Origin of the sequence: Candidatus Merdisoma sp. JLR.KK011 (genome assembly GCF_036941125.1) — a bacterium.
Classification (GTDB): domain Bacteria; phylum Bacillota; class Clostridia; order Lachnospirales; family Lachnospiraceae; genus Laedolimicola.
Map to the genome: position 1 here is coordinate 1,147,501 of NZ_JAYWSZ010000004.1, position 23,833 is coordinate 1,171,333.

Sequence of the window (23,833 nt, forward strand, 5' to 3'; positions counted from 1 at the left end):
TGACATGGCGGTATCCAGAGTACCACGAGACACGTGGAACCTTGTGGGAACGAGCGGGGACCACCCCGTAAGCCTAAATACTCCTTAGTGACCGATAGCGCATAGTACTGTGAAGGAAAGGTGAAAAGGACCCCGGGAGGGGAGTGAAAGAGAACCTGAAACCCTGTGTTTACAAGCTGTGGAAGACCCTTAAGAGGTCAACCGCGTACTTTTTGTAGAACGGTCCGGCGAGTTGCCGGGTCTGGCGAGGTTAAGGACGCATACGTCCGGAGCCGAAGGGAAACCAAGTCTTAACAGGGCATTAAGTCAGACCAGGCAGACCCGAAACCGGGTGATCTACCCATGTCCAGGCTGAAGCCGCCGTAAAAGGCGATGGAGGGCCGAACGCACATCCGTTGAAAAGGGTGGCGATGAGGTGTGGGTAGGGGAGAAATTCCAATCGAACCCGGAGATAGCTGGTTCTCCTCGAAATAGCTTTAGGGCTAGCCTCGGTTTAGTCTCATGGAGGTAGAGCACTGAATTTCCTAGGGGGCGTCAAAGCTTACCGAAGAATATCAAACTCCGAATGCCATGGAGATGATGACCGGGAGTCAGACTGCACGAGATAAGTTGGGCAGTCAAAAGGGAAAGAGCCCAGACCTGCAGCTAAGGTCCCAAAGTGCGTGTTAAGTGGAAAAGGATGTGGGATTTCAAAGACAACCAGGATGTTGGCTCAGAAGCAGCCATACATTAAAAGAGTGCGTAATAGCTCACTGGTCGAGAGGTCCTGCGCCGAAAATGTCCGGGGCTAAAACACGCCGCCGAAGCTCAGGAATTGATGAATGTCAATTGGTAGAGGAGCATTGTTAACGAGAGGAAGCAGTACCGTAAGGAGCTGTGGATTGTTAAGAAGAGAGAATGCCGGAATGAGTAGCGAGAGGAAGGTGGGAATCCTTCCGGCCGAATATCTAAGGTTTCCAGGGTAAAGCTGATCTGCCCTGGGTAAGTCGGGACCTAAGGCGAGGCCGAGAGGCGTAGCCGATGGACAACAGGTTGAGATTCCTGTACTGCCGTATAACAGAACTGTGGGGACACGTGTGGAGAGCGGGAGCCGGAAATGGAAAAGCCGGTGCAAGCGAAGCAGGAGCAGGGGAGGCAAATCCCCCTTGCAATCCAAAGGCGTGATGCGTACCGAATTAGAGTAGGGAAGTCCGTGAGCCATGCGTCAAGAAAAGCCGCTATTGTTTATATGGTACCCGTACCGTAAACCGACACAGGTAGATGAGGAGAGAATCCTAAGGCCGACGGAAGAAGCATTGTTAAGGAACTCGGCAAAATGACCCCGTAACTTCGGGAGAAGGGGTGCCGGTGCGAACCGGCCGCAGAGAATAGGCTCAAGCAACTGTTTAGCAAAAACACAGGTCTATGCGAAACCGAAAGGTGAGGTATATGGGCTGACGCCTGCCCGGTGCTGGAAGGTTAAGGGGAGAGGTTAGCGGAAACGCGAAGCTTTGAACTTAAGCCCCAGTAAACGGCGGCCGTAACTATAACGGTCCTAAGGTAGCGAAATTCCTTGTCGGGTAAGTTCCGACCCGCACGAAAGGCGTAATGATTTGAGCGCTGTCTCAACAATGCATCCGGTGAAATTGAAGTGCCAGTGAAGATGCTGGCTACCCGCGCCAGGACGGAAAGACCCCATGGAGCTTTACTCCAGCTTGATACTGGGATTCGGTACTGCATGTACAGGATAGGCGGGAGGCTAGGAAATGGTGACGCCAGTTGCCATGGAGCCGCTGTTGGGATACCACCCTTGCAGTATTGGGTTTCTAACCAGCCGCCGTGAACCGGCGGTGGGACAATGTCAGGCGGGGAGTTTGACTGGGGCGGTCGCCTCCGAAAGGGTATCGGAGGCGCTCAAAGGTTCCCTCAGAATGATTGGAAACCATTCGAAGAGTGCAAAGGCAGAAGGGAGCTTGACTGTGACACCGACGGGTGGAGCAGGTACGAAAGTAGGACTTAGTGATCCGGTGGTATTAAGTGGGAATGCCATCGCTCAACGGATAAAAGCTACCCTGGGGATAACAGGCTTATCACTCCCAAGAGTTCACATCGACGGAGTGGTTTGGCACCTCGATGTCGGCTCATCGCATCCTGGGGCTGCAGCAGGTCCCAAGGGTTGGGCTGTTCGCCCATTAAAGCGGTACGCGAGCTGGGTTCAGAACGTCGTGAGACAGTTCGGTCCCTATCCGGCGTGGGCGCAGGATATTTGAGAGGAGCTGTCCTTAGTACGAGAGGACCGGGATGGACCGGCCGCTGGTGCATCTGCTGGCTTACCAAGGCCATGGCAGAGTAGCCAAGCCGGGACGGGATAAACGCTGAAGGCATCTAAGCGTGAAGCCCCCCTCAAGATGAGATATCCCATGCGAAAGCAGTAAGACCCCTTAAAGACGATAAGGTAGATAGGGCAGAGGTGGAAGTGCAGCAATGCATGGAGCTGACTGCTACTAATCGGTCGAGGGCTTGACCAGAGCGTCATAGGAAAGGAAGAACAAAGAAAACCAAGATGTGTGATAAATCAGTATATAGTTTTGAAGGTGTAATGGCCCGATGGCTCAGTTGGTTAGAGCGCCGCCCTGTCACGGCGGAGGTCGTGGGTTCGAGTCCCATTCGGGTCGCTTATATACGGGATCTTAGCTCAGCTGGGAGAGCATCTGCCTTACAAGCAGAGGGTCATAGGTTCGAGCCCTATAGGTCCCACTACTGCCGATGTGGCTCAATTGGCAGAGCAGCTGATTTGTAATCAGCAGGTTATCGGTTCGAGTCCGATCATCGGCTCTAGAGTAATATATGGGGGAATTCCCGAGTGGCCAAAGGGGGCAGACTGTAAATCTGTTAGCTGTGCTTTCAGTGGTTCGAATCCACTTTCCCCCACTCACAGCAGTAGTTCGCTGTTGTTGTAATTAAATATCGCGAGGTGGAGCAGTCTGGAAGCTCGTCGGGCTCATAACCCGAAGGTCACAGGTTCAAATCCTGTCCTCGCCACTCAGGCAGCACGAAGCATGGAGTAAGATGTTCGTGCTCCTAAATTTATAAGCCCAGATAGCTCAGTTGGTAGAGCAGAGGACTGAAAATCCTCGTGTCACTGGTTCGATTCCGGTTCTGGGCATTTTTCATGCCAATAGATAGTTATACCAGAAGGAATGCTGCAGCTTCTTTGTAAAAGGAGATCTGCAGTATTTTTTTGTCCGCTGGTTTTCACAGAAAGTTCACATAATAATTAGCACTCACCTCTTGACAGTGCTAACAAAAAGGATTATAGTACATTTGTAAACAAAAAAATTCAAAAAAGGTATCAACTCATAAAAAAGTGGAAAAATAAGTTGATAATCATGTTAGGAGGAATGAATTATGATGATGATGCCAAGTCTTTTTGGAAACAGTTTGTTTGACGAGTGGATGGATTTCCCCTTTGACAGCGGATTTTCTAAGGGAGTAAAAAGAGAGAGCAGCCTGATGAAAACCGATGTGAGAGAGTGTGACGGCGCCTACGAGCTTGAGATGGAGCTTCCGGGCTGCAAGAAGGAAGATGTGACTGCGCAGCTAAAAGACGGTTATTTGACCGTTCAGGCATCTAGAAATGCATCCAATGAGGAAAAGGATTCACAGGGAAATTACATTCGCAGAGAACGCTATACAGGCCAATGCTCCAGAAGCTTTTTCGTGGGAGAGGCAGTTAAGCAGGAGGATATCCGGGCAAGATTTGAGGATGGAATTCTGAAGCTTACGGTTCCCAGAGTAGAGGAACAGAAGCGGGCAGAAGAGAATAAATTTATCGCTATTGAAGGGTAACCGCCTTCTTTTAGCTTTGCCAAGACAAACTAAAAGACAGTGAAAGGCCTGCTATAGAAAAGTCAGAGCACGTTTCTATGGCAGGCCTTTTAAACTTCTATTAGAATATCTATCAAATATTTTCAGACAGGTTATTTGCCAGGAAAGGGCCGAGAAAAATTCAAATCTACATTTTGCACAAAGTTTTCATAAAGCAAAAAAGTTCCAATCGATATTCAAAAAGTTTCCCAAAAGTTATCCACATTAAAAATGATTAAAAAAAGCGTAAAAGAAGGTTATCAACAAAGTTATCCACATTATCCACATTTTATCCCCAGGAAAAGAGGGGTTTACATAGTAAAAGTAAAAACGTGCGTTCTGTACAAATCAGATAAATTGCTTTTTCACGGGAAAAAAACAAAATAATGCTTGACATCATTGATGTCAAAATATAATGCAAATTGTCTGAAAATAACCTCGATAGACAAAGGCCGTCTCATCTAAGCATCCCATTATCTGCTAAGGATATTTGTGAACCTTGATAACTACCCTTAACCGGCGGAGGAAAGAAAAGAATCTTTGCAGGCTTGGGATTTCTTTAACGAGCAGCAATTAATTTATAAATGGGGTTCCCTTGAGCGGAAAATTTTTCTTCATATTCTGTCATAATGTTACCCTGGTTCATATCAGGATCCCGGTGCAGATCCCGGGAACACCCAAGGAGCTTCCAGCCGGAAGCCTTAATACTTTCCAATGAGAAGTCAAATAAAGCTTCATTATCCGTCTTAAATTCCAATTGCCCCTTAGGGGATAAGACAGCGTCATAATGCTTTAAGTATACTACTGAAGTCAGACGCCGTCTGGCGTGGCGGTCCTTTGGCCAGGGATCTGAAAAATTCAGATAGATACGTTCTACATCGCCGGGAGCAAAGTACTGTTCCAGACCGGCAGCATCCATGCATAAAAAATAAAGGTTCGGCAGAGGGTCTGCCTCCATTTTATGAATGGCTTTGATAAGGACGCTGGTGTAACGCTCAATGCCGATGTAATTTATCTGTGGGTTGGCCTTTGCCAGTTCCATAAGGAAGCGTCCCTTGCCCATGCCGATTTCTATATGAAGCGGATGTTCATTTTTAAACAAGGATTTCCAGGGAAGAGGAGCCTGCTCGCTGTGCTGTATCACATAAGGGCTGGCAGCCACAGCTTCATCTGCTCCTTTGATTTTGCGAAGTCTCATCTGTTCTCCTTTCTGACGTATATGCTGCGCCGGCTGGCGTATGGTTTCTGGGAAAATAAGGAAATAGTTTCTCCTGAAATGTGGTTTACGCCATCAAAAATTGGTTATGTTTCACTATTTATGATTCGTTTTTTATTAAATCGTAATCATTTTATAAGAAAACGGGAAAAAAATCAAGAAATATAAAAAAAGTACTTGCATTTTATGAAATCATGCATTATAATAATTCTTGCGTCGAAAATAAAAGACCAAAAGAAAAAAACATAAGCGCGATTAGCTCAGCTGGCAGAGCACCTGACTCTTAATCAGGGTGTCCAGGGTTCGAACCCCTGATCGCGCAGGCAGGGCACTGGTTTTGCGGATTAGCCGTGGGGTCGGTGCTTTTTTAATGCAGCTTGTTAATATAAAGTTAAAAATAGCTGCTTTTTTGAAAAATGACTTGTAATAATTAGGAAAATATACTAAAATGTGCTTATAGATGTGGCAGGGTAATCGTAAAGGTAGTTCCTCGGCCCAAGGTGGAAGAGACTTCAATTTCACCGTAATGTGCATGAATAATTTTCTGTGTAATTGCAAGCCCAAGGCCCGTACCATACGGCTTTTGAGATGAGAAAGGCGTGAAAAGCGTTTCGATGGTTTCCTGGTTCATACCGCAGCCGTCATCCGAGATTCGGATAATGATACGATCCAGATATTTTCTGGCAGACATAGAAACGCAGCCTTCTTCTCCAGTGGATTCAAAGGCATTTTTGAGAAGGTTCAGAAATGCCTGCTTTAGCTTTACAGGGTTTCCAAAGACTAAAGGCAGTTGAGCCGGCATATGTACGGAAAAATGTTTTTTATTCATGACAACATAGGGCTTCAGACTCTCTTCTAAAGAATGAATGACTTCTTTTAAATCCACCTCGCACATAAAAAAGCGCCGCTTGTCACTGTAAGCAGCCAGATCGTCCAGAAGCTGGCTGACAAAGGCCATATCCTCCAGAGTCTGGGACCAGAATTGGAATTCCTTTACTTCCGGATGCATAGATTCAATAAGCTGGAGTGAACTATTGATCAAAGTCAGTGGATTACGAATTTCGTGTGTTATTTTTGAAACAGTAAAAATTGTATCTTCCATAAGATTTGTCTCCCGATGCTTTAAGAGTGCGTGCGTATCTGCAGGCACAGACCAAAAATTGAAGATTCTGTTTTCAGTCCGGCTACTCTTGAAAATAAGTGTAACATGAGAAGACAGGGTTGACAATATAGAACCCATCGGCAAAATTCGACATAGGCAGGGCTTTTCCTGGCTGAATTAATAGAAAGAAGGCGAGCTATGAACAAGGACGACTGTATTTTCTGTAAGATTGCAAACGGGGAGATTCCATCATCCACGATATATGAGGATGAGGACTTCCGCATATTTCTGGATTTGAATCCGGCCGCACGGGGACATGCATTGCTTGTACCCAAAGAACACTTTAACGATCTTTTTGAGATGAACGACGAGCTATGCCAAAAGGCTATGGCTTTGGCGAAAAAGCTTGCGGGCCGGATGAAAGAGGCCCTGGGCTGCGATGGTTTCAATCTGGTGCAGAATAACGGTGCAGCAGCCGGTCAGACCATCTTCCATTTCCACCTGCATCTGATACCCAGATATGAAGGAGACAGCGCAGGATTCACCTGGAATCCGAAAAAAGCATCTTTGGAGGAATTGGAAGAACTGACAGGATTGCTGAGGAAAAACTAAAGGAGGTCGTTCGTTAGAACATAAGATGGTAAATACAAATGAGAAGTTTCGTGAAATATATGAAAAGTATAAAAATCTGATATTAAAGATAGCCTACGATATTACAAAGGACTATCACTTATCACAGGATATCTGTCAGAAAACCTTTGAAAAGCTGTATGGTTATCAGAACCATGTGGACGAGGACAGGGTAAAGTCCTGGCTGATCGTTGTTGCATCCAATGAAGCCCGGGATTACTGCAGAAAAGGCGGAAACTACAGCGTACTCCTCAGCGGAACGGCAGAGCTGGACTACCTGATGGAGAATGAGAATTGTATTGAACTGCATATAGAAAGAGAAGCCAAAAGAGAACTTCTAGGCAGAATGATGGACGGTTTGAGGGAGAAGAACCCAAATTGGTACGAGGTCTTTTTGCTGGCGGAATACCTGGAAGTTCCAAGAAAAGTAATTGCAAAGCAGAGAGGCGTATCCTTAAGTACTGTAGACGTATATCTGCGGAAAGCAAAGAAATGGCTGATTACCCAATATCAGAAAGAATATGAAAAGCTTTAAAGAGAAACATGCCAAAAGCCCAGCGGCTGTTCGTTCATCAGACAGCCGCCGGATCCGGATTTAAGATTAAGTATGTGAAACAGCTGCTTCAATCAGACCAATGATAGTTTGTATGGAATCCGTCTGACTGCTGAGCTTCATAGCCTGGACAAAGGAAGAACGGTTTTCATAGAGAGAATGGACGGCCTTAAGGAGGGATTCCCCCGTAATCTCTTCTTCCTCCAGCACCATACTGAATCCCTGCTTTTCAAAAGATTTGGCGTTCAGTATCTGATCGCCTCTGCTGGCGGCAGCGGAGAGCGGAATCAGCAGGCTGGGTTTTTTAAGAGCCAGAAGTTCACAAATCGCATTTGCGCCGGCCCTGGAAATAACAATATCGGCGAGTGCAAAAAGATCCTTCAATTCCTTCTGGATATATTCATACTGTACATATCCGGACAGATGGCCCAGAGAAGCATCCAGCTTCCCGGAGCCGCAGAGATGAACCACCTGGAACTCCTTCAAAAGCGAGGGAAGAACCTTGCGGACAGCCTCATTTACAGCAACGGCGCCCATGCTTCCGCCCATGACCAGAATCACCGGTTTGTTGGCGGAAAGGCCGGTGAAGCGCAGGGCATACAGGCGATCGCCCTGAAGAAGCTCCTGGCGGATAGGCGAACCGGTAAGCACCGCCTTGCCGGAGGGCAGATACTGCAGCGTCTCCGGAAAATTACAGCAAACCTTAACGGCAGAAGGAATACACAGCTTATTGGCCAGCCCCGGCGTCATATCAGACTCATGAATGATTGCAGGCACATGATAGCGCCTGGCTGCCAGAACCACCGGAACAGACACAAAGCCGCCTTTGGAGAAAAGAACGTCCGGTGAAAGCTTTTTAATGATTCGGCAGGCTTCCCCATAACCCTTAATCACCTTAAAGGGATCACTGAAGTTTTTCGGATCAAAGTAACGACGGAGTTTTCCGGAAGAGATACCATAGTAAGGAATCTGGAGCTCTTCAATGAGCTTCCGCTCAATCCCGTTGTAGGAACCCATATAAGAGATTTCATAACCCAGTTCACGGAGCTTTGGCAAAAGGGCAAGATTGGGAGTTACATGTCCGGCAGTTCCGCCGCCGGTCAAAAGAATTCGTTTCATGATCAAACCTCCATAGAGACAACAATCTATGGATATTATGATAGCTTCCAGCCTGTCTGTCAATTCAAATTCTGTGAAAATAAAGGAAACACAATGGAAAACGGAGACTTAGAGGAAAAACTAAGACAGGAGATTGAGAATGAGGCGATTCAATTAGAAAGGAGAGTGAACACAAAAAAAGAGCTTGCATCCCTAAAGATGCCCGAGAATTCCTATGAAAGGCTTATGAGCGAGATTCACAAAAAAGAAAAATTAAGATCCAGAAAGAGCGCTCTCTTCAAAAAAGCCCTAACCACAGCAGCAATGGCCGCAATATTCATATCGATGGCCGGCGTGGGGGCGAGTGGAGCACGATTATTTGTGCTGAATGTGGAAAATCGTGAAAGAAATGGGAAGCTTGACATAGCAGCGAGTACCGATGATATCTTTTATGTGGAATTAACAGAAGAAGAGGCTTATGAAAAGATTGAGGAAGAGATTGGAATTCTGGCTTTGAGATTGGGTGATAAACCTAATGGGATGGAATTGAAGAAGGTATATATTTCAAAAGATATGGGCGAAGTAATAATGGAATTTCAATATAATGAGCATGTTTTAAGCATATATGAAAATAAGCAGAATAGAGATGCTGCATTTAATACGCAAATAGATGGCAAATTAATTGATACAATAGAAACATTTTATTTAGGAAAAGAAATTGAAGTTATGGAAATTGATAATAATGATGGAGCAATATTTTATAGGGCTCAAATTGAGTATGCAAACGCTTATTATCTTCTTTCAAGCGATATGAATTTAGAGGAATTTAAAGGCATTTTATATGGTGTTATTTTTAAAAGCGAATAGTTTTTAATTTATTTAAGTTAATTAGTATAGAATACTAGAAAGGGAAGAAATGAAAAAGAAACTATTTTTTTTGATTTTTAATATGTTCCTGGTAGGAGGATTATGGAGCCCACAAGCATTAAATGTGTATGCACAAGAAATTGAAATACCAGGCTATCATGAATATTTTGAAACAGAAAAGGAGTCTATTGATCATTGGTATGGAATAGCTAGGGGAACATATCTTAAAGAAGGAATTTGTGGAATTAAAGATGCAGGAAAAGGCAGAGTAAGTGTGTCTGGTACAACATTTGCACATGCTGTTTGTGACACAATAAAAGTTGGAGTTTATTTGGATGAAAGCACAGATGGGGGAAAATCATTTGGTCAAATTGGAAGTTATTATTTTTCAGAAAATAATACGGCAACTTGTTATGGTAATAAAACAAACATTCCAGTGACTAGTGGCAGATGCTATATGGCTCGTGGAGGACATAGTGCAACAAAAGGTTCTACAACAGAATCAACAACAACTCGTACGGGTGTTTTGACAGCTTCATAATATATATTAATGATTGTTTGAATTTGGAAAATTATTCCAAAAAGTATTAAACCCCTAGGGTCGTTGCAAAATAGGAGAGCAGGCTTTTCCGATATCCAGTGTCCGGCTGTTCGCGTACAGGCGTCTGATATTGGCGGACTATCAGTCCGACAAGAGCAGACGTCTGTACGAGAACCGTCCGAACACAGGATATGGAAAAGCCTGCTCTCCTATTTTGCAACTGACCCGTCCCCATCCCCCTCCAAAGCCATCCGCAAAGCCTTAGCCAGCTGATCCGGACAAGAAGTAGGTTTCGAGCCGCAACGAATCCCTTCAATCTTATCAATAGCCTCTTCCGCCTTCATACCCTTCACCAGAACAGCCACCCCCTGAGTATTCCCAGAGCATCCTCCAACAAACTCCACATTCTGAATAACATGTTCAGAATCCAGCTCCACATGAATAGCCATAGAGCAAGTACCTTTCGTCCGATATGTCATAGCACATCTCCTTTCACGCATCCGCTATATTTACAAACCATTTTCAAACGTAGTAATTATAACAGCCTCCCCCAAAATCGTCAACAACCGGAATCACACATACACAGAATGATACAACCATAATACAAAAATAAATCTTCAAAAATTCCATTAACATAAAACAATTCCAACAATTATCAAAACAAAACCTACCCCCAAACAAAATATTGGAATAAAATGTAAAAACCAATTGACAGTCATATCACTTTATGATAGGATAAACCCATCAATTACATTTCGGAATTCCGGTGAGTTCTCACCATCTTTCCCTAAATGATTGAAACAAATAAAGCAAATAAAACAAATTAAAAAAAGGAGGCAGAAAATATTTGAATCAGAAAGAAACACTACCAAATTGGAACAGCACCAGACAATCGGAGAAAGAGGTGCTGAAAAGCTTGAAGGAAGTTCCCAGCCTGTATGGCCGCTATTTCCAGATGGACGAGGAATGGAGACAGAAGTTTATGGATTTCTGTTGTGGGAAAAAGACGCTTCCCTTAACTTATGACCCGTTTTTTAAATTAATCTTCCATCCCGACATTCACCCGGAACGCTTATCGCGGTTTATTTCCAGCCTGCTTAGAGTTAAAGTTAAAGTCAAGGGGATACTCCCCTCCGAGGACAGCATGATGGACGGCGAATCCCTGCTGATCCTCGATATTCTGGTAGAATTGGAAGACGGCACTTTAAGCAATATTGAGATACAGAAGATTCCCTATACATTTCCGGCTGAGCGGATGTCCTGCTACTCCTCGGATCTGATTATGCGCCAGTATACCAGAACCAAGGGAGAGAAGGGCCGCCATTTTACATATCGGGATATGAAAAAAGTATATACGATTGTACTGTTTGAAAAAAGCATTTCCGCATTTCACAGAGAGCCCGGCGTCTATATTCACTATGGAAAAAATACCTTTGACACAGGCCTTGAGCTGGAGCTGCTCCAGGAATATTGTCTGATAGCTCTTGACGTATTTCGTGAAAGCCCTTATCCTAAAGAGAGAAGCGAGCGGACGGCATGGCTGTCGCTTCTGGCCACAGAGGATATACAGAAGGCAGAGAGACTGATAAAAGAATATCCCTGGCTGGAAGAAATCTACCGGGAAGCGGCAGAGATGCGAAAAAATCCGAAGGAGGTGTTGGGGATGTACTCAGAGGCGCTGCGCACCTTGGACAGGAATACAGTCAGATATATGATCGAGGAGCAGGAAAAAGAGATAAAACAGCAAAAGCTTCTGATAGCGGAGAAGGAGCGGCAGCTTGAAGAAAAGAATACACTTTTGGAGCAGCAGTCCAGAGAGAATGCGGAATTAAGAAAGAAACTGGAGCAGCTTCAGAGAGAGAAAGCGTAAAAAGGTTGCAATTCCCTGTTGATATTGCTAAAATAGACAAAAACAGGCCGGCAGAACCGCTGTTGTAATTACCTAAAAGGCATCAAAAGAAAAAAAGAAAGCGAGTACTTATATGGGAAGAATCGGAATCATTGGGGCAATGGAAGAAGAGATTGCCCTTTTAAAAGAAAAGATGGAGATAGAAGTCATAGTAAAAAAAGCCTCCATGGAATTCTATCAGGGAACCTTGAACGGACGTGAGATTGTAGTCGTGCGCAGCGGAATCGGAAAAGTAAATGCCGGACTGTGCGCCCAGATTTTGATAGATGTGTTTCATGTAAACCGGCTGATAAACACAGGAATAGCCGGTTCCCTAAAAGCAGACATCGACATCGGAGATATCGTTATCTCCTCCGACGCTCTCCAGCATGATATGGATGCCCGGAACTTCGGTTATGCCAGAGGAGAGATTCCCCGTATGGATACCGTAAGCTTTCCGGCGGATTCAGACCTTATCTCCATTGCAAAGACAGCCTGCGAGGAGGCCAACCCGGATATCAAAGTATTTGTGGGGCGTATCGTAACCGGCGATCAGTTCATAGCCGAAAGGACTGTCAAAAATGAGATAGCCTCCTGGACAGAAGGGTACTGCACCGAGATGGAAGGCGCCGCCATTGCCCAGGCAGCATATCTGAACAAAGTGCCTTTTGTCATTGTAAGAGCCATTTCCGATAAGGCAGATGACAGCGCATCCATGGATTACCCCACCTTTGAGCAGCAGGCCATCCTGCATTCCGTAAAGCTGATAGAGGCATTTGTATCTCGGATTCCTGAGGATACCTATTAAATCTAAGAAGAAAAAAGACGAATTAGAGCGCCAGGCAGAGACTTTTGTCAAAGCCTGGCGCTAAACCGTTCTTTTCACTACGGGCTTCCCCGGGTATAATGTAAATCATAAGAGAGCCGAGACGGGCGCAGAATATGCGCATTCTCAAAGCTTTAGGAGCAAAAACAGGACAAGCAAGGGGGAAGCCAGATGTTTCAAATAGGTTTAACCATAGGCTGGGCGGCGCTTATGATACTGCTCCTGTGCATCCGGGCAGATATCCGGGAGCTTATGGCCATTATGAAGGAGAGCCGGAGAGAGCAGTTAAAAAACAGCTTCGGAGGAAGAACAAACGAAACCTATCCCAATCTCCGGGAGGAGATACATAGAGAGACGAGTGAGGAGAAAGAAGAGAGGCGGCAGAAACCATCTTTGCTAAACCAGTCGGAAGAGCAGGTGCTGAAAGAGGTTCTGACCGAATTTCTGGGTTAAGACAGCAGACGGAACTGTAACTTTCTGCCGGATGTTATAGGGCTTTCCGCTTCAAAATCCAGTGGATTAATCTGGATAAATATGTTACAATACCAGTAATAAAAAGCTGAAAAGCACAGGAAACTAAGGAGGATTCGTTTTATGATAGCTTGGAAAAATCTGGACACCCTGGGGGCGTATCGGGAGCTTGCAAAGACAGAGCGTGTAAACCTTGCGGAAGCCATGACCGGAGAGAACGGCGCAGAGCGCGTGAAAAAGTACAGCGTTCCCATGGCAGGCGGACTTACCTACAACTATGCTGCAAAGCAGGTGGACGATCAGGTGCTGACAGCTCTGGCAAAGCTGGCGGATGAAGCTCAGCTTACAGAGAAATTCGAAGCCCTGTACAATGGCGAAGTCATCAACACCGGAGAGAAGCGTCTGGTGCTGCACCAGCTGACCCGGGGACAGCTGGGAGAAGCCGTGGTTGTGGACGGCGTGGACAAGCGCGCTTTTTATGTGGAACAGCAGAAGAAGTTTACGGAACTGGCCAGCCAGGTTCACGCAGGACAGCTGACAAATGCGGCAGGCGAGAAGTTTACGACCGTGGTACAGATTGGTATCGGCGGAAGCGACCTGGGCCCCAGGGCCATGTACCTGGCTTTGGAGAACTGGGCGAAGAAGAACAATACCTTGAAGATGGAAGCAAAGTTTATCAGCAACGTAGATCCGGATGATGCGGCGGCGGTTCTGGATTCCATTGACGTGGCTCACTCCCTCTTTGTGCTGGTATCCAAATCCGGCACGACGCTGGAGACTCTGACCAATGAATCCTTTGTAAAGGACGCACTTAAGAAGGCGGGTCTTGACCCGTCAAAGCATATGGTTGCCGTTACCAGCGAGACCTCGCCTCTTGCCAAGAGCGACGACTATCTGGCAGCCTTCTTTATGGACGACTATATTGGGGGCCGTTACTCCTCTACCTCCGGAGTGGGCGGCGTTGTATTATCCCTGGCATTCGGGCCGGAAGTATTTGCAGATTTCCTGGCCGGCGCGGCGGCAGAGGATGCCCTTGCCAAAAATGAAAACATGCTGGAGAATCCGGCCATGCTGGATGCCCTCATCGGCGTATATGAGCGCAACGTTCTGGGATATCCGGGGACGGCTGTGCTTCCTTACTCCCAGGCTCTGAGCCGTTTCCCGGCACATCTGCAGCAGCTGGATATGGAATCCAACGGAAAGTCCGTGAACCGCTTCGGCGAACCGGTAGATTATCCCACAGGCCCGGTTATTTTCGGCGAGCCGGGAACCAATGGACAGCACTCCTTCTATCAGCTTCTCCATCAGGGAACGGATATTGTTCCGCTGCAGTTTGTGGGCTTTAAAAAGAATCAGATGGATGTGGATGTTGTGATACAGGACAGCACAAGCCAGCAGAAGCTGTGTGCGAATGTGGCCGCCCAGATTGTGGCCTTTGCCTGCGGCAAGGCGGACGAGAATCCCAATAAGCGCTTTGAGGGAGGCCGTCCTTCCAGTATCATCATCGGGGATCAGCTGACTCCGGCGGCGCTGGGAGCGCTTCTGTCACACTTTGAGAACAAGGTGATGTTCCAGGGCTTTGTATGGAACGTGAACAGCTTCGATCAGGAAGGCGTACAGCTGGGCAAGGTGCTTGCAAAGCGCGTGCTTGCCCATGAGACGGACGGAGCATTAAAGATGTACAGTGAGCTGCTGGACATCTAAAGAGGCTGCAGAATGAATCTGAAGATTGTATTTGAGGATGAGCACCTGCTGGTTTGCTGCAAACCGGCAGGTGTTCCTGTCCAGAGCGCCCGGATGGGGGTAAAGGACTGCGAAAGTATACTGAAAAACTATTTGTATGAAAAGAATCCGGAAAAAGGGGTGCCTTACCTGGGACTGATCCACCGCCTGGATCAGCCGGTGGAGGGACTTTTGGTGTTTGCCAAAAGTGCGGAGGCGGCTGCCGTCCTGAACCGCGATCTCCAGGAGGGCCGGATGAAAAAGTACTATCTGGCAGTCCGCAGGAACGTGGATAACTTTGTTAAAAACAGTTGCAAAACTGGAAAAGATGGTGGAAAACTTGGCAGAAATGTGGAAAAACCGGTGGATAACTGGTCGGAAAAAGTAGATTTTCTTCGAAAAAACGGGAAAGAGAATCGTTCGGAGATTGTGAGGGAAGGAACGGCAGGGGCAAAAAAGGCCGTCCTCCGCTATCGGATCTTAAAGGCTCTGGAGGGGCTGGAATTGGCGGAAATACAGCTTTTAACGGGACGCCACCATCAGATCCGGGTGCAGATGGCAGGAATGGGCACACCCCTTGCAGGGGATCGAAAGTATGGCGGAAAAGAGGCGGATGTGGATTCTGTGGATAAATCTTTTCCGGCTTTATGTGCATATCGGCTGGAATTTATACACCCAAAGACGCAAAAGCCTATGGTTTTTCGGACAGAACCGGAAAATCCGGCCTTTGCTCCCTTTTTCCCGTTTTCGGGGCTGCCGGACTGACACAGGGCAGGAAAAGCATTCCGTCAGTATCTGGATGAATGTAACAGGGTAAAATCTCCTCCTTGGACTTATACTATCCATGGAAAGAACAATGGACAGCCGGAGGATTTGGAACGGGAATGGAATGGATCAGGGAAAATAAAATACTTTGTAAAAAAATCGGAATCATAGTCGGTGTGTATCTGGGAATGAAGTACCTGGTACCCCTGGTGATTCCTTTTTTGCTTGCAGGCGTTATTGTCTGTCAGAGCTGGCCTCTGCTGCGGTGGCTGAAGCGCCGGCTCCATATTCGTCCGCCCTATGTGATGGCGGTGCTGCTTCTGGTTACAGCGGTGCTTCTGTCAGCAGGCTGTTATACGGCCTTTCGCTGGCTGGGCAGCCTGGCCGTGCGGCTGGGTTCCTCTCCGGGAATCTGGGGGCAGATGGAGCAGGTTCTCTATGACTGCTGCGACAGCATCAGCGAGCTTTTTCATATGGAAGCATCCGGTGTGCGCGTCTTTGTGACAGATCAGTTGAATGTATTCCGCGACCAGGCCCGGCAGAACATCCTTCCAGGAGCCTTCGGCGGTTCCTGGCAGTTTTTAAAAGGAGCCGGCTCCTGGACAGCCGGCCTTTTGGTGACAGGGATCTCGGTACTCCTTCTGTCGGCAGATTTTGAGGAAATAAAAGAAATGGGGAAGAAATATCCTCTGTATGAAAAGACCAAGGCATCCATCCAGGGAATGCTCCATGCAGTCGGCGGCTATCTGAAAGCACAGAGTATTATTATGGGAATCATTATGGCGCTCAGCATTTTGGGGGTGTGGATTTCCGGGAGCACAAAGGCTCCGATTCCGGTGGGGATTGGTATTGGATTTCTGGATGCGCTGCCTGTATTCGGTACAGGGACTGTCTTTGTCCCGTGGATTCTGGTGCTGGCTCTCCAGAAAAGGTTCGCCTCCGCCGCCGTGCTGGCTGTCACCTACGGAATCTGCATGCTTACCCGGGAAATCCTGGAGCCAAGGCTGATTGGAAACCGTCTGGGAATACTGCCGATTGTTATACTTATGAGCGTCTATGTGGGGGTAAAGCTCTACGGCTTTGGGGGAATTCTTCTGGGGCCTTTATCGGTTCTGCTCATCAGGGAGCTCTGGGAGCAGATTACCCCCGAATAAAAAGGAAGAAACCGCAGAAAGCCCCTGTTTTCCTTGACAAAGCCTATTGCCGGGTAATAGAATGATAACAGTCCGAAGCAAAGCAGGCTGTGAACGCTTTGTGCGCATATTTTGAAAATCAGGCATTGAGAGGAGAAAAGTGATGGCAAAGGATAAGAAGCTGGTAGAGGCAATCACGTCCATGGACACGGATTTTGCGCAGTGGTACACGGATGTTGTAAAGAAAGCGGAGCTGATAGATTATACAAGCGTAAAGGGCTGCATGGTGATTAAGCCGGCAGGCTATGCAATCTGGGAGAATATCCAGAAGGAGCTGGACAGGCGGTTTAAGGCCACGGGCGTGGAGAATGTTTACCTTCCCATGTTTATTCCCGAGAGTCTTCTGCAGAAGGAAAAGGATCACGTAGAAGGCTTTGCGCCGGAGGTTGCCTGGGTAACCCACGGAGGTTTGGAGCCTCTCCAGGAGCGGATGTGCGTAAGGCCTACCTCCGAGACCCTGTTCTGTGATTTCTATGCAAAAGAGGTGCAGTCCTACCGGGATCTGCCCAAGGTATACAATCAGTGGTGCTCCGTTGTGCGCTGGGAGAAAACCACACGTCCATTCCTGCGCTCCAGGGAATTTTTATGGCAGGAGGGACACACGGCCCACGCTACGGCGGAGGAAGCGGAGGAGCGGACCATCCAGATGCTGAATGTGTATGCAGATTTCTGTGAGGAGATTCTGGCCATTCCGGTGATCAAGGGCCAGAAAACGGACAAGGAGAAATTCGCCGGAGCGGAGGCCACTTATACCATCGAGTCTTTGATGCATGACGGCAAGGCTCTGCAGTCGGGAACCAGCCACAACTTTGGGGACGGCTTTGCGAAGGCATTTGAGATCCAGTATACGGATCGGGACAACCAGCTCCAATATGTGCATCAGACCTCCTGGGGCATGACAACCCGAATGATTGGCGCGATTATTATGGTGCACGGGGATGACAGCGGACTGGTGCTTCCGCCAAGGATTGCTCCGGTACAGGTGATGGTGATTCCCATTGCCCAGCATAAGGAGGGCGTTCTGGATAAGGCATTTGCCATCCGGGAGGAGCTTCTTAAGGCAGGCTTCCAGGTAAAGGTAGATAACTCCGACAAGAGCCCGGGCTGGAAGTTTTCAGAGCAGGAGATGAAGGGAATCCCTGTGCGGATTGAGATTGGGCCAAAGGATATTGAGGCGAACCAGGCGGTGATTGTGCGGCGCGATAACCGGGAGAAGACGGTTGTCTCCCTGGATGAGCTCACCGGAAAGCTTGGGGAGGTTCTGGATACCATGCAGAGGGAGATGCTGGAGAGGGCAAGGGCGCACCGGGATGCCCACACTTACGATGTGACAGACTATGAGGAATTTGTAAAAACCCTGGAGGAAAAGCCGGGTTTTGTAAGAGCTATGTGGTGCGGCGATCAAGCCTGCGAGGACAAGATCAAGGAAGATACCACAGCAACCTCCCGGTGTATGCCTTTTGAGCAGGAAAAGCTTTCCGATACATGCATCTGCTGCAAAAAGCCGGCAAAGGCTATGGTATACTGGGGAAAAGCGTATTGATGTGAGTCGTAAGCGCCTGCAGGCAAGAGGCCTGCAGAGGACGGCATGGCGGAGCAAGGAAAGGCAGAAACCTTATGACAATCAAGATACCGGAAAAAGCGAATCAGATCATAGCCCGTCTTACAGAGGCGGGCTATGAAGCCTATGTGGTAGGCGGCTGTGTCCGCGATGCGCTCCTAGGGCGCAGGGCGGCGGACTGGGATATTACCACCAATGCCAGGCCAAAGCAGGTGAAGGCTTTATTTTCAAGAACCGTTGATACGGGAATCCAGCATGGGACCGTGACAGTGCTGCGGGGCAAAGAGGGATTTGAGGTTACAACCTACCGCATAGACGGAGAGTACCAGGACGGCAGGCATCCCTCGGAGGTTATTTTCACCCCCAGTCTTCTGGAGGATTTGAAAAGAAGGGACTTTACCATCAATGCCATGGCATATAATGAGAAAGAAGGCCTCATAGATGCTTTTGACGGGATGGGAGATCTGGAAAAGGGACATATCCGCTGTGTGGGCGATCCCAGGGAGCGTTTTACGGAGGACGGACTGCGGATCTTAAGGGCGGTACGGTTTTCGGCCCAGCTGAATTTCGCAATTGAGGAACGCACCCTGGAGGCTGTGAAGGAATTTGCCCCCAGTCTTTCCAGGATCAGCGCCGAGCGGATTCAAACGGAGCTTGTGAAGCTTCTGGCCTCCGGCCATCCGGAAGTGTTCCGGACGCTCTATGATACAGGGATTACGGCGGTGATACTTCCTGAATTTGATGCCTGTATGGAGACGCCCCAGAATCATCCCCATCACAGTTATTCTGTGGGGGAGCATATTCTTCTGTCCGTGGAGGCTGTAGAGGCGGATAAAACGCTGCGGCTGGCGGCTCTGCTCCATGATATCGGAAAGCCGAAAGTGCGATTGAGGGATGCCCAGGGGATTGACCATTTTAAAGGACATGGGGATGTGGGAGCGAAGATGGCAGTGGATATTCTGCGGCGTTTAAAGTTTGACAATGATACCATCTGCCGTGTAAAGCATCTGGTGAGGGTCCATGACGATCGCCAAATCCCCCTTACGCCCAGAGGAGTGCGCAGAGGGATATTCCGGATTGGAAAAGAATATTTTTCAGATTACCTGAAGCTGCGCCGGGCGGATATTCTGGCCCAGAATCCGGCGATGCAGCAGGAAAAGCTGGAAGTCCTTGAGGAAGTGGAGCGGTTATACAAAGAGGTTTTAGAGGAGCAGTCCTGCCTTTCCCTAAAGGAGCTTGCCGTGACCGGAAAAGATTTGATAGAGGCAGGCATGAAGCCGGGGCCGGAGCTCGGAGCTGCTTTGAATCAGCTTCTGGAGCTTGTGATCGAGCACCCGGAGTGCAATACCAGGGAGTATCTGCTGGGTAAAATAAAAGAACTTTAGGGCGTGTTTGAAAATTCATATTTCACATACGCTCCGGTGCATAATTCCCCCCGTGCTTTCATAGATTTGAAAGGAACGGGGGGATTTTTGTGAACGAAAAGGCGCTGCAAATTTTAGAGCAGTATGAAATCAGATTACTTCGGAGCTATGGCGGCCGTGGTGCAATTATGCTGGAGACAGACCAGGGACTAAAAATATTAAAGGAATTTGCAGGCTCCAAGACAAAACTTCCCTACGAGCAGATGCTGCTGGCTGTGCTTGAGGAGGAAGGAGTCTGCCGGACAGACCGGGCTGTTGCAAATAAGGATGGGGAGCTGGTGTCTCTTGGAGAATATGATACCAGCTGGATGATTCGGAACTGGCCGTCTGGGAAAGAGTGCGATACCCGGAGCGAGGAGGAGCTGCTGAAAAGCATGCGGATGCTGGCGCGGATTCACAAGGCGGCCAGGGGAGTATGGAATGCGGAGGATGAAACGGTGAAGCGTCTGCTGGGAAATGATCGGCGGACAGAGCTGGATAAGCATAACCGGGAGCTTAGACGGGTTCAGAATTTTATCCGCAGCAAACGGAAAAAGGGAAGCTTTGAACTGCTGTTTCTGAAGTATGCGGAGGAGATTATAGAGGATGGCCGGTATGCCTTGAAGCAGCTTGCGGATTCCGGGTATGAGAGGCTTCGGGACAGGGCTCTGGAGGAAGGGCATATCTGTCATGGGGAGTTTATACATCACAACATTTTTATCAACCGGCAGGAGACGGCGGTGGTGAACTTCGGGCGGTGTGAGGTGAATGTGCAGGTGAATGATCTCTGTCTGTTCCTGCGGAAGATTATGGAGAAGCAATGCTGGGATGAAAGGCTGGCCGGGCGGATGCTGGAGGCTTATGAAAGGGAGAGGCCTCTTTCCGGGGAGGAGCGGATGTATCTGGCAGTCTGCCTGTTTTATCCGGAGAAGGTGTGGAAGCTGGCGCATCATTATTATAATGCGAATAAGGCCTGGATTCCGGAGAAGAGTGCGGATAAGATGGAAGTTTTTTTGGAACAGGAAGGGGAACGGAAGAGGATGATTTGGAATGTTTTGGGGGTGGGGTGAGGGGGACGGTTCATCCGCAAAATAAGCCAGGAGGCTTTTCCATATCCCGTGTTCGGACGGTTCACGTACACTTTGTCTGCTCTGTACAGACATTACTCTTGATGCTTTTTATGGTGATTGGGGTTGGGGTAATGTCTGTCCATATCAGACAAAGTGTGCGTGAACAGCCGGACACTGGGATATTGGAAAAGCCTCCTGGCTTATTTTGCGGATGAACCTGGTTTTGGAGACGGTTGTGATGGAGGGGTGGGGGATTTGTGGGGAACTTTGGTTGACTTTTGGGGATAAATTTATTAGAATTAGATGTAAATGAAGGAAGATTCTTCATAATTTAGGAATGGGGTGTGTGATTATGTTTTTGGAAGAGTACAAGCGTTGGATGGAGGCGGATCTGGAGGATCCGGCTTTGGCAGAGGAGCTTAGGTCTGTCGAAGGGAATGAGGAGGAGATTAAGGATCGCTTTGCGGTTGCTTTGAAGTTCGGAACGGCCGGACTTAGGGGTGTGCTGGGGGCTGGGTCGAACCGGATGAATATTTATGTGGTGCGGCAGGCGACGCAGGGGCTGGCTAACTGGGTGAAGACTCAGGGAGGAAACCAGCTGGTGGCTATCAGCTATGACAGCCGGATTAACAGTGATGTGTTTGCCAGGACGGCGGCCTGTGTGCTGGCGGCCAATGGGATTAAGGTGCGGATCTATGATGCGCTGATGCCGGTGCCGGCTCTTAGCTTTGCGACCAGGTTCTATGAGGCGAATGCGGGGATTATGGTTACGGCTTCTCATAATCCGGCTAAGTATAACGGCTATAAGGCTTATGGGCCGGACGGGTGCCAGATGACGGATGAGGCGGCTGATATTGTCTATGCGGAGATTCAGAAGACGGATATTCTGACCGGGGCGAAGCTGATGGATTTTGACGAGGGAATGAAGGCCGGCCTGATTGCTTATGTGGGCGAGGATTGTAAAGAGGCTCTGTATGATGCGATTAAGGCCCGCAGTGTGCGGCCGGGTATCTGTGGGACGGCCGGACTTAAGCTGGTTTATTCTCCGCTGAACGGTTCGGGACTGGTTCCCGTTATGCGGATTCTGAAGGATATCGGGATTACGGATATTACAATTGTTCCGGAGCAGCAGTACCCGGACGGCAATTTCCCAACCTGTCCCTATCCCAACCCGGAGATTTTTGAGGCTCTTCGTCTGGGGCTTGAGCTGGCAGAGAAGTCCGGAGCGGATCTGATGCTGGCTACGGATCCGGACGCGGATCGCGTGGGGATTGCCATGAAGTGTCCGGACGGAAGCTATGAGCTGGTGTCCGGTAATGAGGTCGGAGTTCTGCTGCTAGATTATATCTGCGCGGGCCGTAAGGAGAAAGGCACTATGCCGGAAAATGCGGTTGCGGTGAAGTCAATTGTTTCTACGCCTCTTGCAGATGCGGTTGCGGCTAACTATGGCGTGGAGCTTCGGAGTGTTCTTACGGGCTTTAAGTGGATCGGGGATCAGATTGCCCGGCTTGAGGCAGCAGGCGAGGCAGAGCGCTTTATATTTGGATTTGAGGAGAGCTATGGCTATCTGGCCGGACCTTATGTGCGGGATAAGGATGCCATCATCGGCTCTATGCTCATCTGTGAGATGGCGGCTTATTATAGAAGCATCGGTTCTTCCTTGAAGCAGAGAATGGAAGAGATCTATGATAAATACGGGCGTTATCTGAATAAGGTGGACAGCTTTGAGTTCCCGGGTCTGTCCGGTATGGATAAGATGGCCGGCATTATGGAGGATCTGCGCAAGAATCCGCCTAAGGAATTCGGCGGATATCCGGTTGTGAAGGTTACGGACTTCAAGAAGCCAGAGGAGACGGGGCTGCCGGCTGCCAATGTGCTGATTTACAAGCTGGAAGGCGGCGCGGAGGTGATTGTGCGTCCCTCCGGTACGGAGCCGAAGATTAAGACCTACTTTACGACTCTGGGGAAGGATCTGGCAGAGGCACAGGCCCAGAAGGATAAGCTGGCAGAAGCCTTGAAGCCGGTTTTTGCATAGAGGAAGCAAAACGTATGGAGAAACGATACACTTACCAGGAGCTTCTTGAAATTGTGGCAGAGCTTCGGAGCGATCATGGCTGCCCATGGGACAGAAAGCAGACCCATGAGAGTATGATCAAATGTCTGCGTGAGGAAAGTGAAGAGGTTATAGAGGCCATTGAAAAGCGGGATGACGAGAATCTTTGCGAGGAGCTGGGGGATGTGATGCTGCAGGTTCTGATGCACAGTCAGATTGCCGCAGAGGAGAACCGATTCACCATAGAGGACGTGGTTGACATGCTGGCGAAAAAGCTTGTGCGCCGCCATCCCCATGTGTTTGGAGACCAGAAAGCCTTGACTGCGGAGGAAGGGCTGGCAAGCTGGAACGCCGTGAAAGCCCGGGAGAAAGCTTTAAGGCAGGAGAAAATACGGGAAAATCCTTGACAAACAGCAAAGAAACGAGTATAAATAGGAAAGAAGATATGGAACACACACACAGACATATCCTTCAAAACAATAAGACTTTATATTTAGTAGGAGGAAACACCGATGAACAGAATGGAATTAGTAGCTGCAATTGCAGAGCAGACTGAGTTATCTAAGAAGGACGCAGAGAAGGCTTTGAAGGCTTTTACGGATGTTGTTACAGAAGAACTGAAAAAGGGCGGCAAGATTCAGCTTGTTGGATTTGGAACCTTTGAAGTATCTGAGAGAGCAGCGAGAGAGGGAAGAAATCCCCAGACCGGCAAGTCTATGACGATTGCCGCATCCAAGGCTCCCAGATTCAAAGCAGGAAAAGCATTAAAGGATGCTCTGAACTAATTTATGCGCTTAGATAAGTATTTAAAGATTTCCCGTCTCATAAAGCGGCGGACTGTGGCAAATGAAGCCTGCGATGCGGGACGAGTTCTGGTCAACGGTAAGACTGCCAAAGCATCTGTGAATGTGAAGGCAGGAGATGTCATAGAGATACAGTTTGGTACAAAGTCTGTAAAGGTGGAAGTTCTGGATGTCCAGGAGACTGTAAAGAAGGACGAAGCCAAAGAATTGTACAAATATCTTTAA

At 48.2% G+C, this 23,833-nt stretch carries 22 protein-coding genes, 7 tRNA genes and 1 rRNA gene (1 of these 30 cut by a window edge); 26 read left to right on the forward strand and 4 right to left on the reverse strand.

Annotated features, from left to right (window positions below):
* The 8 genes from VV089_RS19410 to VV089_RS19445 all read left to right on the forward strand — a co-directional run.
* A 23S ribosomal RNA gene (locus VV089_RS19410) occupies positions 1-2,508 on the forward strand; it begins 386 nt to the left of the window's first position.
* Positions 2,509-2,580: 72 nt separating this feature from the next.
* Positions 2,581-2,654, forward strand: a tRNA-Asp gene (locus VV089_RS19415).
* 9 nt (positions 2,655-2,663) lie between these two features.
* Positions 2,664-2,736: transfer RNA gene (locus tag VV089_RS19420), tRNA-Val, on the forward strand.
* 5 nt (positions 2,737-2,741) lie between these two features.
* Positions 2,742-2,814 (forward strand) — tRNA-Thr (locus VV089_RS19425).
* 14 nt (positions 2,815-2,828) lie between these two features.
* Positions 2,829-2,910 (forward strand) — tRNA-Tyr (locus tag VV089_RS19430).
* Between the two features lie 37 nt (positions 2,911-2,947).
* Positions 2,948-3,021 (forward strand) — tRNA-Met (locus VV089_RS19435).
* A 51-nt stretch (positions 3,022-3,072) separates the two neighbouring features.
* A tRNA-Phe gene (locus VV089_RS19440) sits at positions 3,073-3,145 on the forward strand.
* A 245-nt stretch (positions 3,146-3,390) separates the two neighbouring features.
* Positions 3,391-3,828 (forward strand): Hsp20/alpha crystallin family protein, encoded by a 438-nt coding sequence (locus tag VV089_RS19445; RefSeq protein WP_172543845.1) that lies wholly within the window; start codon positions 3,391-3,393, stop codon positions 3,826-3,828.
* A 577-nt stretch (positions 3,829-4,405) separates the two neighbouring features.
* Here the strand turns inward: VV089_RS19445 and trmB are convergent.
* Positions 4,406-5,044, reverse strand: a complete 639-nt coding sequence (gene trmB, locus VV089_RS19450) for a tRNA (guanosine(46)-N7)-methyltransferase TrmB (protein ID WP_334337074.1) — start codon at positions 5,042-5,044, stop codon at positions 4,406-4,408.
* Positions 5,045-5,311: 267 nt separating this feature from the next.
* On the opposite strand from trmB, the gene VV089_RS19455 reads away from it, so the two are divergent.
* Positions 5,312-5,384 (forward strand) — tRNA-Lys (locus VV089_RS19455).
* Between the two features lie 132 nt (positions 5,385-5,516).
* Here VV089_RS19455 and VV089_RS19460 read toward each other — a convergent pair.
* Complete coding sequence (locus VV089_RS19460; RefSeq protein WP_172543839.1) at positions 5,517-6,164, reverse strand: sensor histidine kinase; 648 nt, start codon at positions 6,162-6,164, stop codon at positions 5,517-5,519.
* A gap of 198 nt (positions 6,165-6,362) precedes the next feature.
* Between VV089_RS19460 and VV089_RS19465 the strand changes: the two genes are divergently transcribed.
* The gene (locus VV089_RS19465) at positions 6,363-6,776 is read left to right on the forward strand and encodes an HIT family protein (RefSeq protein WP_334337075.1); all 414 of its coding nucleotides are present in this window, start codon (positions 6,363-6,365) and stop codon (positions 6,774-6,776) included.
* Between the two features lie 25 nt (positions 6,777-6,801).
* Complete coding sequence (locus VV089_RS19470) at positions 6,802-7,329, forward strand: RNA polymerase sigma factor (protein ID WP_172543841.1); 528 nt, start codon at positions 6,802-6,804, stop codon at positions 7,327-7,329.
* 66 nt (positions 7,330-7,395) lie between these two features.
* On the opposite strand, the gene VV089_RS19475 is transcribed toward VV089_RS19470, so the two are convergent.
* Entirely contained in the window at positions 7,396-8,466 is a 1,071-nt protein-coding gene (locus VV089_RS19475; protein ID WP_334337076.1) for an undecaprenyldiphospho-muramoylpentapeptide beta-N-acetylglucosaminyltransferase, read from the reverse strand.
* Positions 8,467-8,559: 93 nt separating this feature from the next.
* Between VV089_RS19475 and VV089_RS19480 the strand changes: the two genes are divergently transcribed.
* Together VV089_RS19480 and VV089_RS19485 are read left to right on the forward strand one after the other, a co-directional pair.
* Entirely contained in the window at positions 8,560-9,312 is a 753-nt protein-coding gene (locus tag VV089_RS19480) for a DUF4367 domain-containing protein (RefSeq protein ID WP_334337077.1), read from the forward strand.
* 49 nt (positions 9,313-9,361) lie between these two features.
* Positions 9,362-9,853 (forward strand): DUF6147 family protein, encoded by a 492-nt coding sequence (locus tag VV089_RS19485; protein WP_334337078.1) that lies wholly within the window; start codon positions 9,362-9,364, stop codon positions 9,851-9,853.
* A 209-nt stretch (positions 9,854-10,062) separates the two neighbouring features.
* On the opposite strand, the gene VV089_RS19490 is transcribed toward VV089_RS19485, so the two are convergent.
* Complete coding sequence (locus tag VV089_RS19490; protein ID WP_172544049.1) at positions 10,063-10,332, reverse strand: TIGR03905 family TSCPD domain-containing protein; 270 nt, start codon at positions 10,330-10,332, stop codon at positions 10,063-10,065.
* Positions 10,333-10,700: 368 nt separating this feature from the next.
* Between VV089_RS19490 and VV089_RS19495 the strand changes: the two genes are divergently transcribed.
* From VV089_RS19495 to VV089_RS19555, 13 genes are all read left to right on the forward strand, one after another.
* A complete protein-coding gene (locus VV089_RS19495) occupies positions 10,701-11,723 on the forward strand; it encodes a PD-(D/E)XK nuclease family transposase (RefSeq protein WP_172544050.1) in 1,023 nt (340 codons plus the stop codon).
* 112 nt (positions 11,724-11,835) lie between these two features.
* On the forward strand, positions 11,836-12,549 hold the full coding sequence (locus VV089_RS19500; RefSeq protein ID WP_172544051.1) for a 5'-methylthioadenosine/adenosylhomocysteine nucleosidase: 714 nt from the start codon (positions 11,836-11,838) through the stop codon (positions 12,547-12,549).
* 189 nt (positions 12,550-12,738) lie between these two features.
* Entirely contained in the window at positions 12,739-13,020 is a 282-nt protein-coding gene (locus VV089_RS19505) for a hypothetical protein (protein ID WP_172544052.1), read from the forward strand.
* A 141-nt stretch (positions 13,021-13,161) separates the two neighbouring features.
* Positions 13,162-14,742 carry a glucose-6-phosphate isomerase gene (locus VV089_RS19510; RefSeq protein WP_334337079.1) on the forward strand — a complete coding sequence of 527 codons (1,581 nt, stop codon included), beginning with the start codon at positions 13,162-13,164 and terminating at the stop codon, positions 14,740-14,742.
* 12 nt (positions 14,743-14,754) lie between these two features.
* A complete protein-coding gene (locus VV089_RS19515; RefSeq protein WP_334337080.1) occupies positions 14,755-15,525 on the forward strand; it encodes an RluA family pseudouridine synthase in 771 nt (256 codons plus the stop codon).
* A gap of 119 nt (positions 15,526-15,644) precedes the next feature.
* On the forward strand, positions 15,645-16,679 hold the full coding sequence (locus VV089_RS19520) for an AI-2E family transporter (RefSeq protein WP_334337081.1): 1,035 nt from the start codon (positions 15,645-15,647) through the stop codon (positions 16,677-16,679).
* 142 nt (positions 16,680-16,821) lie between these two features.
* Positions 16,822-18,261, forward strand: coding sequence for a proline--tRNA ligase (proS, locus tag VV089_RS19525; RefSeq protein WP_334337082.1), 1,440 nt, complete (start codon positions 16,822-16,824; stop codon positions 18,259-18,261).
* 74 nt (positions 18,262-18,335) lie between these two features.
* On the forward strand, positions 18,336-19,664 hold the full coding sequence (locus VV089_RS19530; RefSeq protein ID WP_334337083.1) for a CCA tRNA nucleotidyltransferase: 1,329 nt from the start codon (positions 18,336-18,338) through the stop codon (positions 19,662-19,664).
* Between the two features lie 89 nt (positions 19,665-19,753).
* Positions 19,754-20,752 (forward strand): CotS family spore coat protein, encoded by a 999-nt coding sequence (locus VV089_RS19535; RefSeq protein WP_334337084.1) that lies wholly within the window; start codon positions 19,754-19,756, stop codon positions 20,750-20,752.
* Positions 20,753-21,104: 352 nt separating this feature from the next.
* Positions 21,105-22,787: a phospho-sugar mutase gene (locus VV089_RS19540; protein WP_334337599.1), complete on the forward strand. Its 1,683-nt coding sequence runs from the start codon at positions 21,105-21,107 to the stop codon at positions 22,785-22,787.
* Positions 22,788-22,801: 14 nt separating this feature from the next.
* Positions 22,802-23,212 (forward strand): MazG family protein, encoded by a 411-nt coding sequence (locus VV089_RS19545; RefSeq protein WP_172544059.1) that lies wholly within the window; start codon positions 22,802-22,804, stop codon positions 23,210-23,212.
* A gap of 105 nt (positions 23,213-23,317) precedes the next feature.
* Positions 23,318-23,590 (forward strand): HU family DNA-binding protein, encoded by a 273-nt coding sequence (locus VV089_RS19550; RefSeq protein WP_172544060.1) that lies wholly within the window; start codon positions 23,318-23,320, stop codon positions 23,588-23,590.
* Positions 23,591-23,593: 3 nt separating this feature from the next.
* Complete coding sequence (locus VV089_RS19555; protein ID WP_172544061.1) at positions 23,594-23,833, forward strand: RNA-binding S4 domain-containing protein; 240 nt, start codon at positions 23,594-23,596, stop codon at positions 23,831-23,833.

Coding starts and splice junctions, on each gene's coding strand:
- trmB (WP_334337074.1), bottom strand. CDS start 5,044: ATGAGACTTCGCAAAATCAAAGGAGCAGATGAAGCTGTGGCTGCCAGC.
- VV089_RS19485 (WP_334337078.1), top strand. CDS start 9,362: ATGAAAAAGAAACTATTTTTTTTGATTTTTAATATGTTCCTGGTAGGA.
- VV089_RS19475 (WP_334337076.1), bottom strand. CDS start 8,466: ATGAAACGAATTCTTTTGACCGGCGGCGGAACTGCCGGACATGTAACT.
- VV089_RS19510 (WP_334337079.1), top strand. CDS start 13,162: ATGATAGCTTGGAAAAATCTGGACACCCTGGGGGCGTATCGGGAGCTT.
- VV089_RS19545 (WP_172544059.1), top strand. CDS start 22,802: ATGGAGAAACGATACACTTACCAGGAGCTTCTTGAAATTGTGGCAGAG.
- VV089_RS19445 (WP_172543845.1), top strand. CDS start 3,391: ATGATGATGCCAAGTCTTTTTGGAAACAGTTTGTTTGACGAGTGGATG.
- VV089_RS19460 (WP_172543839.1), bottom strand. CDS start 6,164: ATGGAAGATACAATTTTTACTGTTTCAAAAATAACACACGAAATTCGT.
- VV089_RS19550 (WP_172544060.1), top strand. CDS start 23,318: ATGAACAGAATGGAATTAGTAGCTGCAATTGCAGAGCAGACTGAGTTA.
- VV089_RS19520 (WP_334337081.1), top strand. CDS start 15,645: ATGGAATGGATCAGGGAAAATAAAATACTTTGTAAAAAAATCGGAATC.
- VV089_RS19515 (WP_334337080.1), top strand. CDS start 14,755: ATGAATCTGAAGATTGTATTTGAGGATGAGCACCTGCTGGTTTGCTGC.
- VV089_RS19500 (WP_172544051.1), top strand. CDS start 11,836: ATGGGAAGAATCGGAATCATTGGGGCAATGGAAGAAGAGATTGCCCTT.
- VV089_RS19465 (WP_334337075.1), top strand. CDS start 6,363: ATGAACAAGGACGACTGTATTTTCTGTAAGATTGCAAACGGGGAGATT.
- proS (WP_334337082.1), top strand. CDS start 16,822: ATGGCAAAGGATAAGAAGCTGGTAGAGGCAATCACGTCCATGGACACG.
- VV089_RS19470 (WP_172543841.1), top strand. CDS start 6,802: ATGGTAAATACAAATGAGAAGTTTCGTGAAATATATGAAAAGTATAAA.
- VV089_RS19505 (WP_172544052.1), top strand. CDS start 12,739: ATGTTTCAAATAGGTTTAACCATAGGCTGGGCGGCGCTTATGATACTG.
- VV089_RS19480 (WP_334337077.1), top strand. CDS start 8,560: ATGGAAAACGGAGACTTAGAGGAAAAACTAAGACAGGAGATTGAGAAT.
- VV089_RS19555 (WP_172544061.1), top strand. CDS start 23,594: ATGCGCTTAGATAAGTATTTAAAGATTTCCCGTCTCATAAAGCGGCGG.
- VV089_RS19540 (WP_334337599.1), top strand. CDS start 21,105: ATGTTTTTGGAAGAGTACAAGCGTTGGATGGAGGCGGATCTGGAGGAT.
- VV089_RS19530 (WP_334337083.1), top strand. CDS start 18,336: ATGACAATCAAGATACCGGAAAAAGCGAATCAGATCATAGCCCGTCTT.
- VV089_RS19490 (WP_172544049.1), bottom strand. CDS start 10,332: ATGACATATCGGACGAAAGGTACTTGCTCTATGGCTATTCATGTGGAG.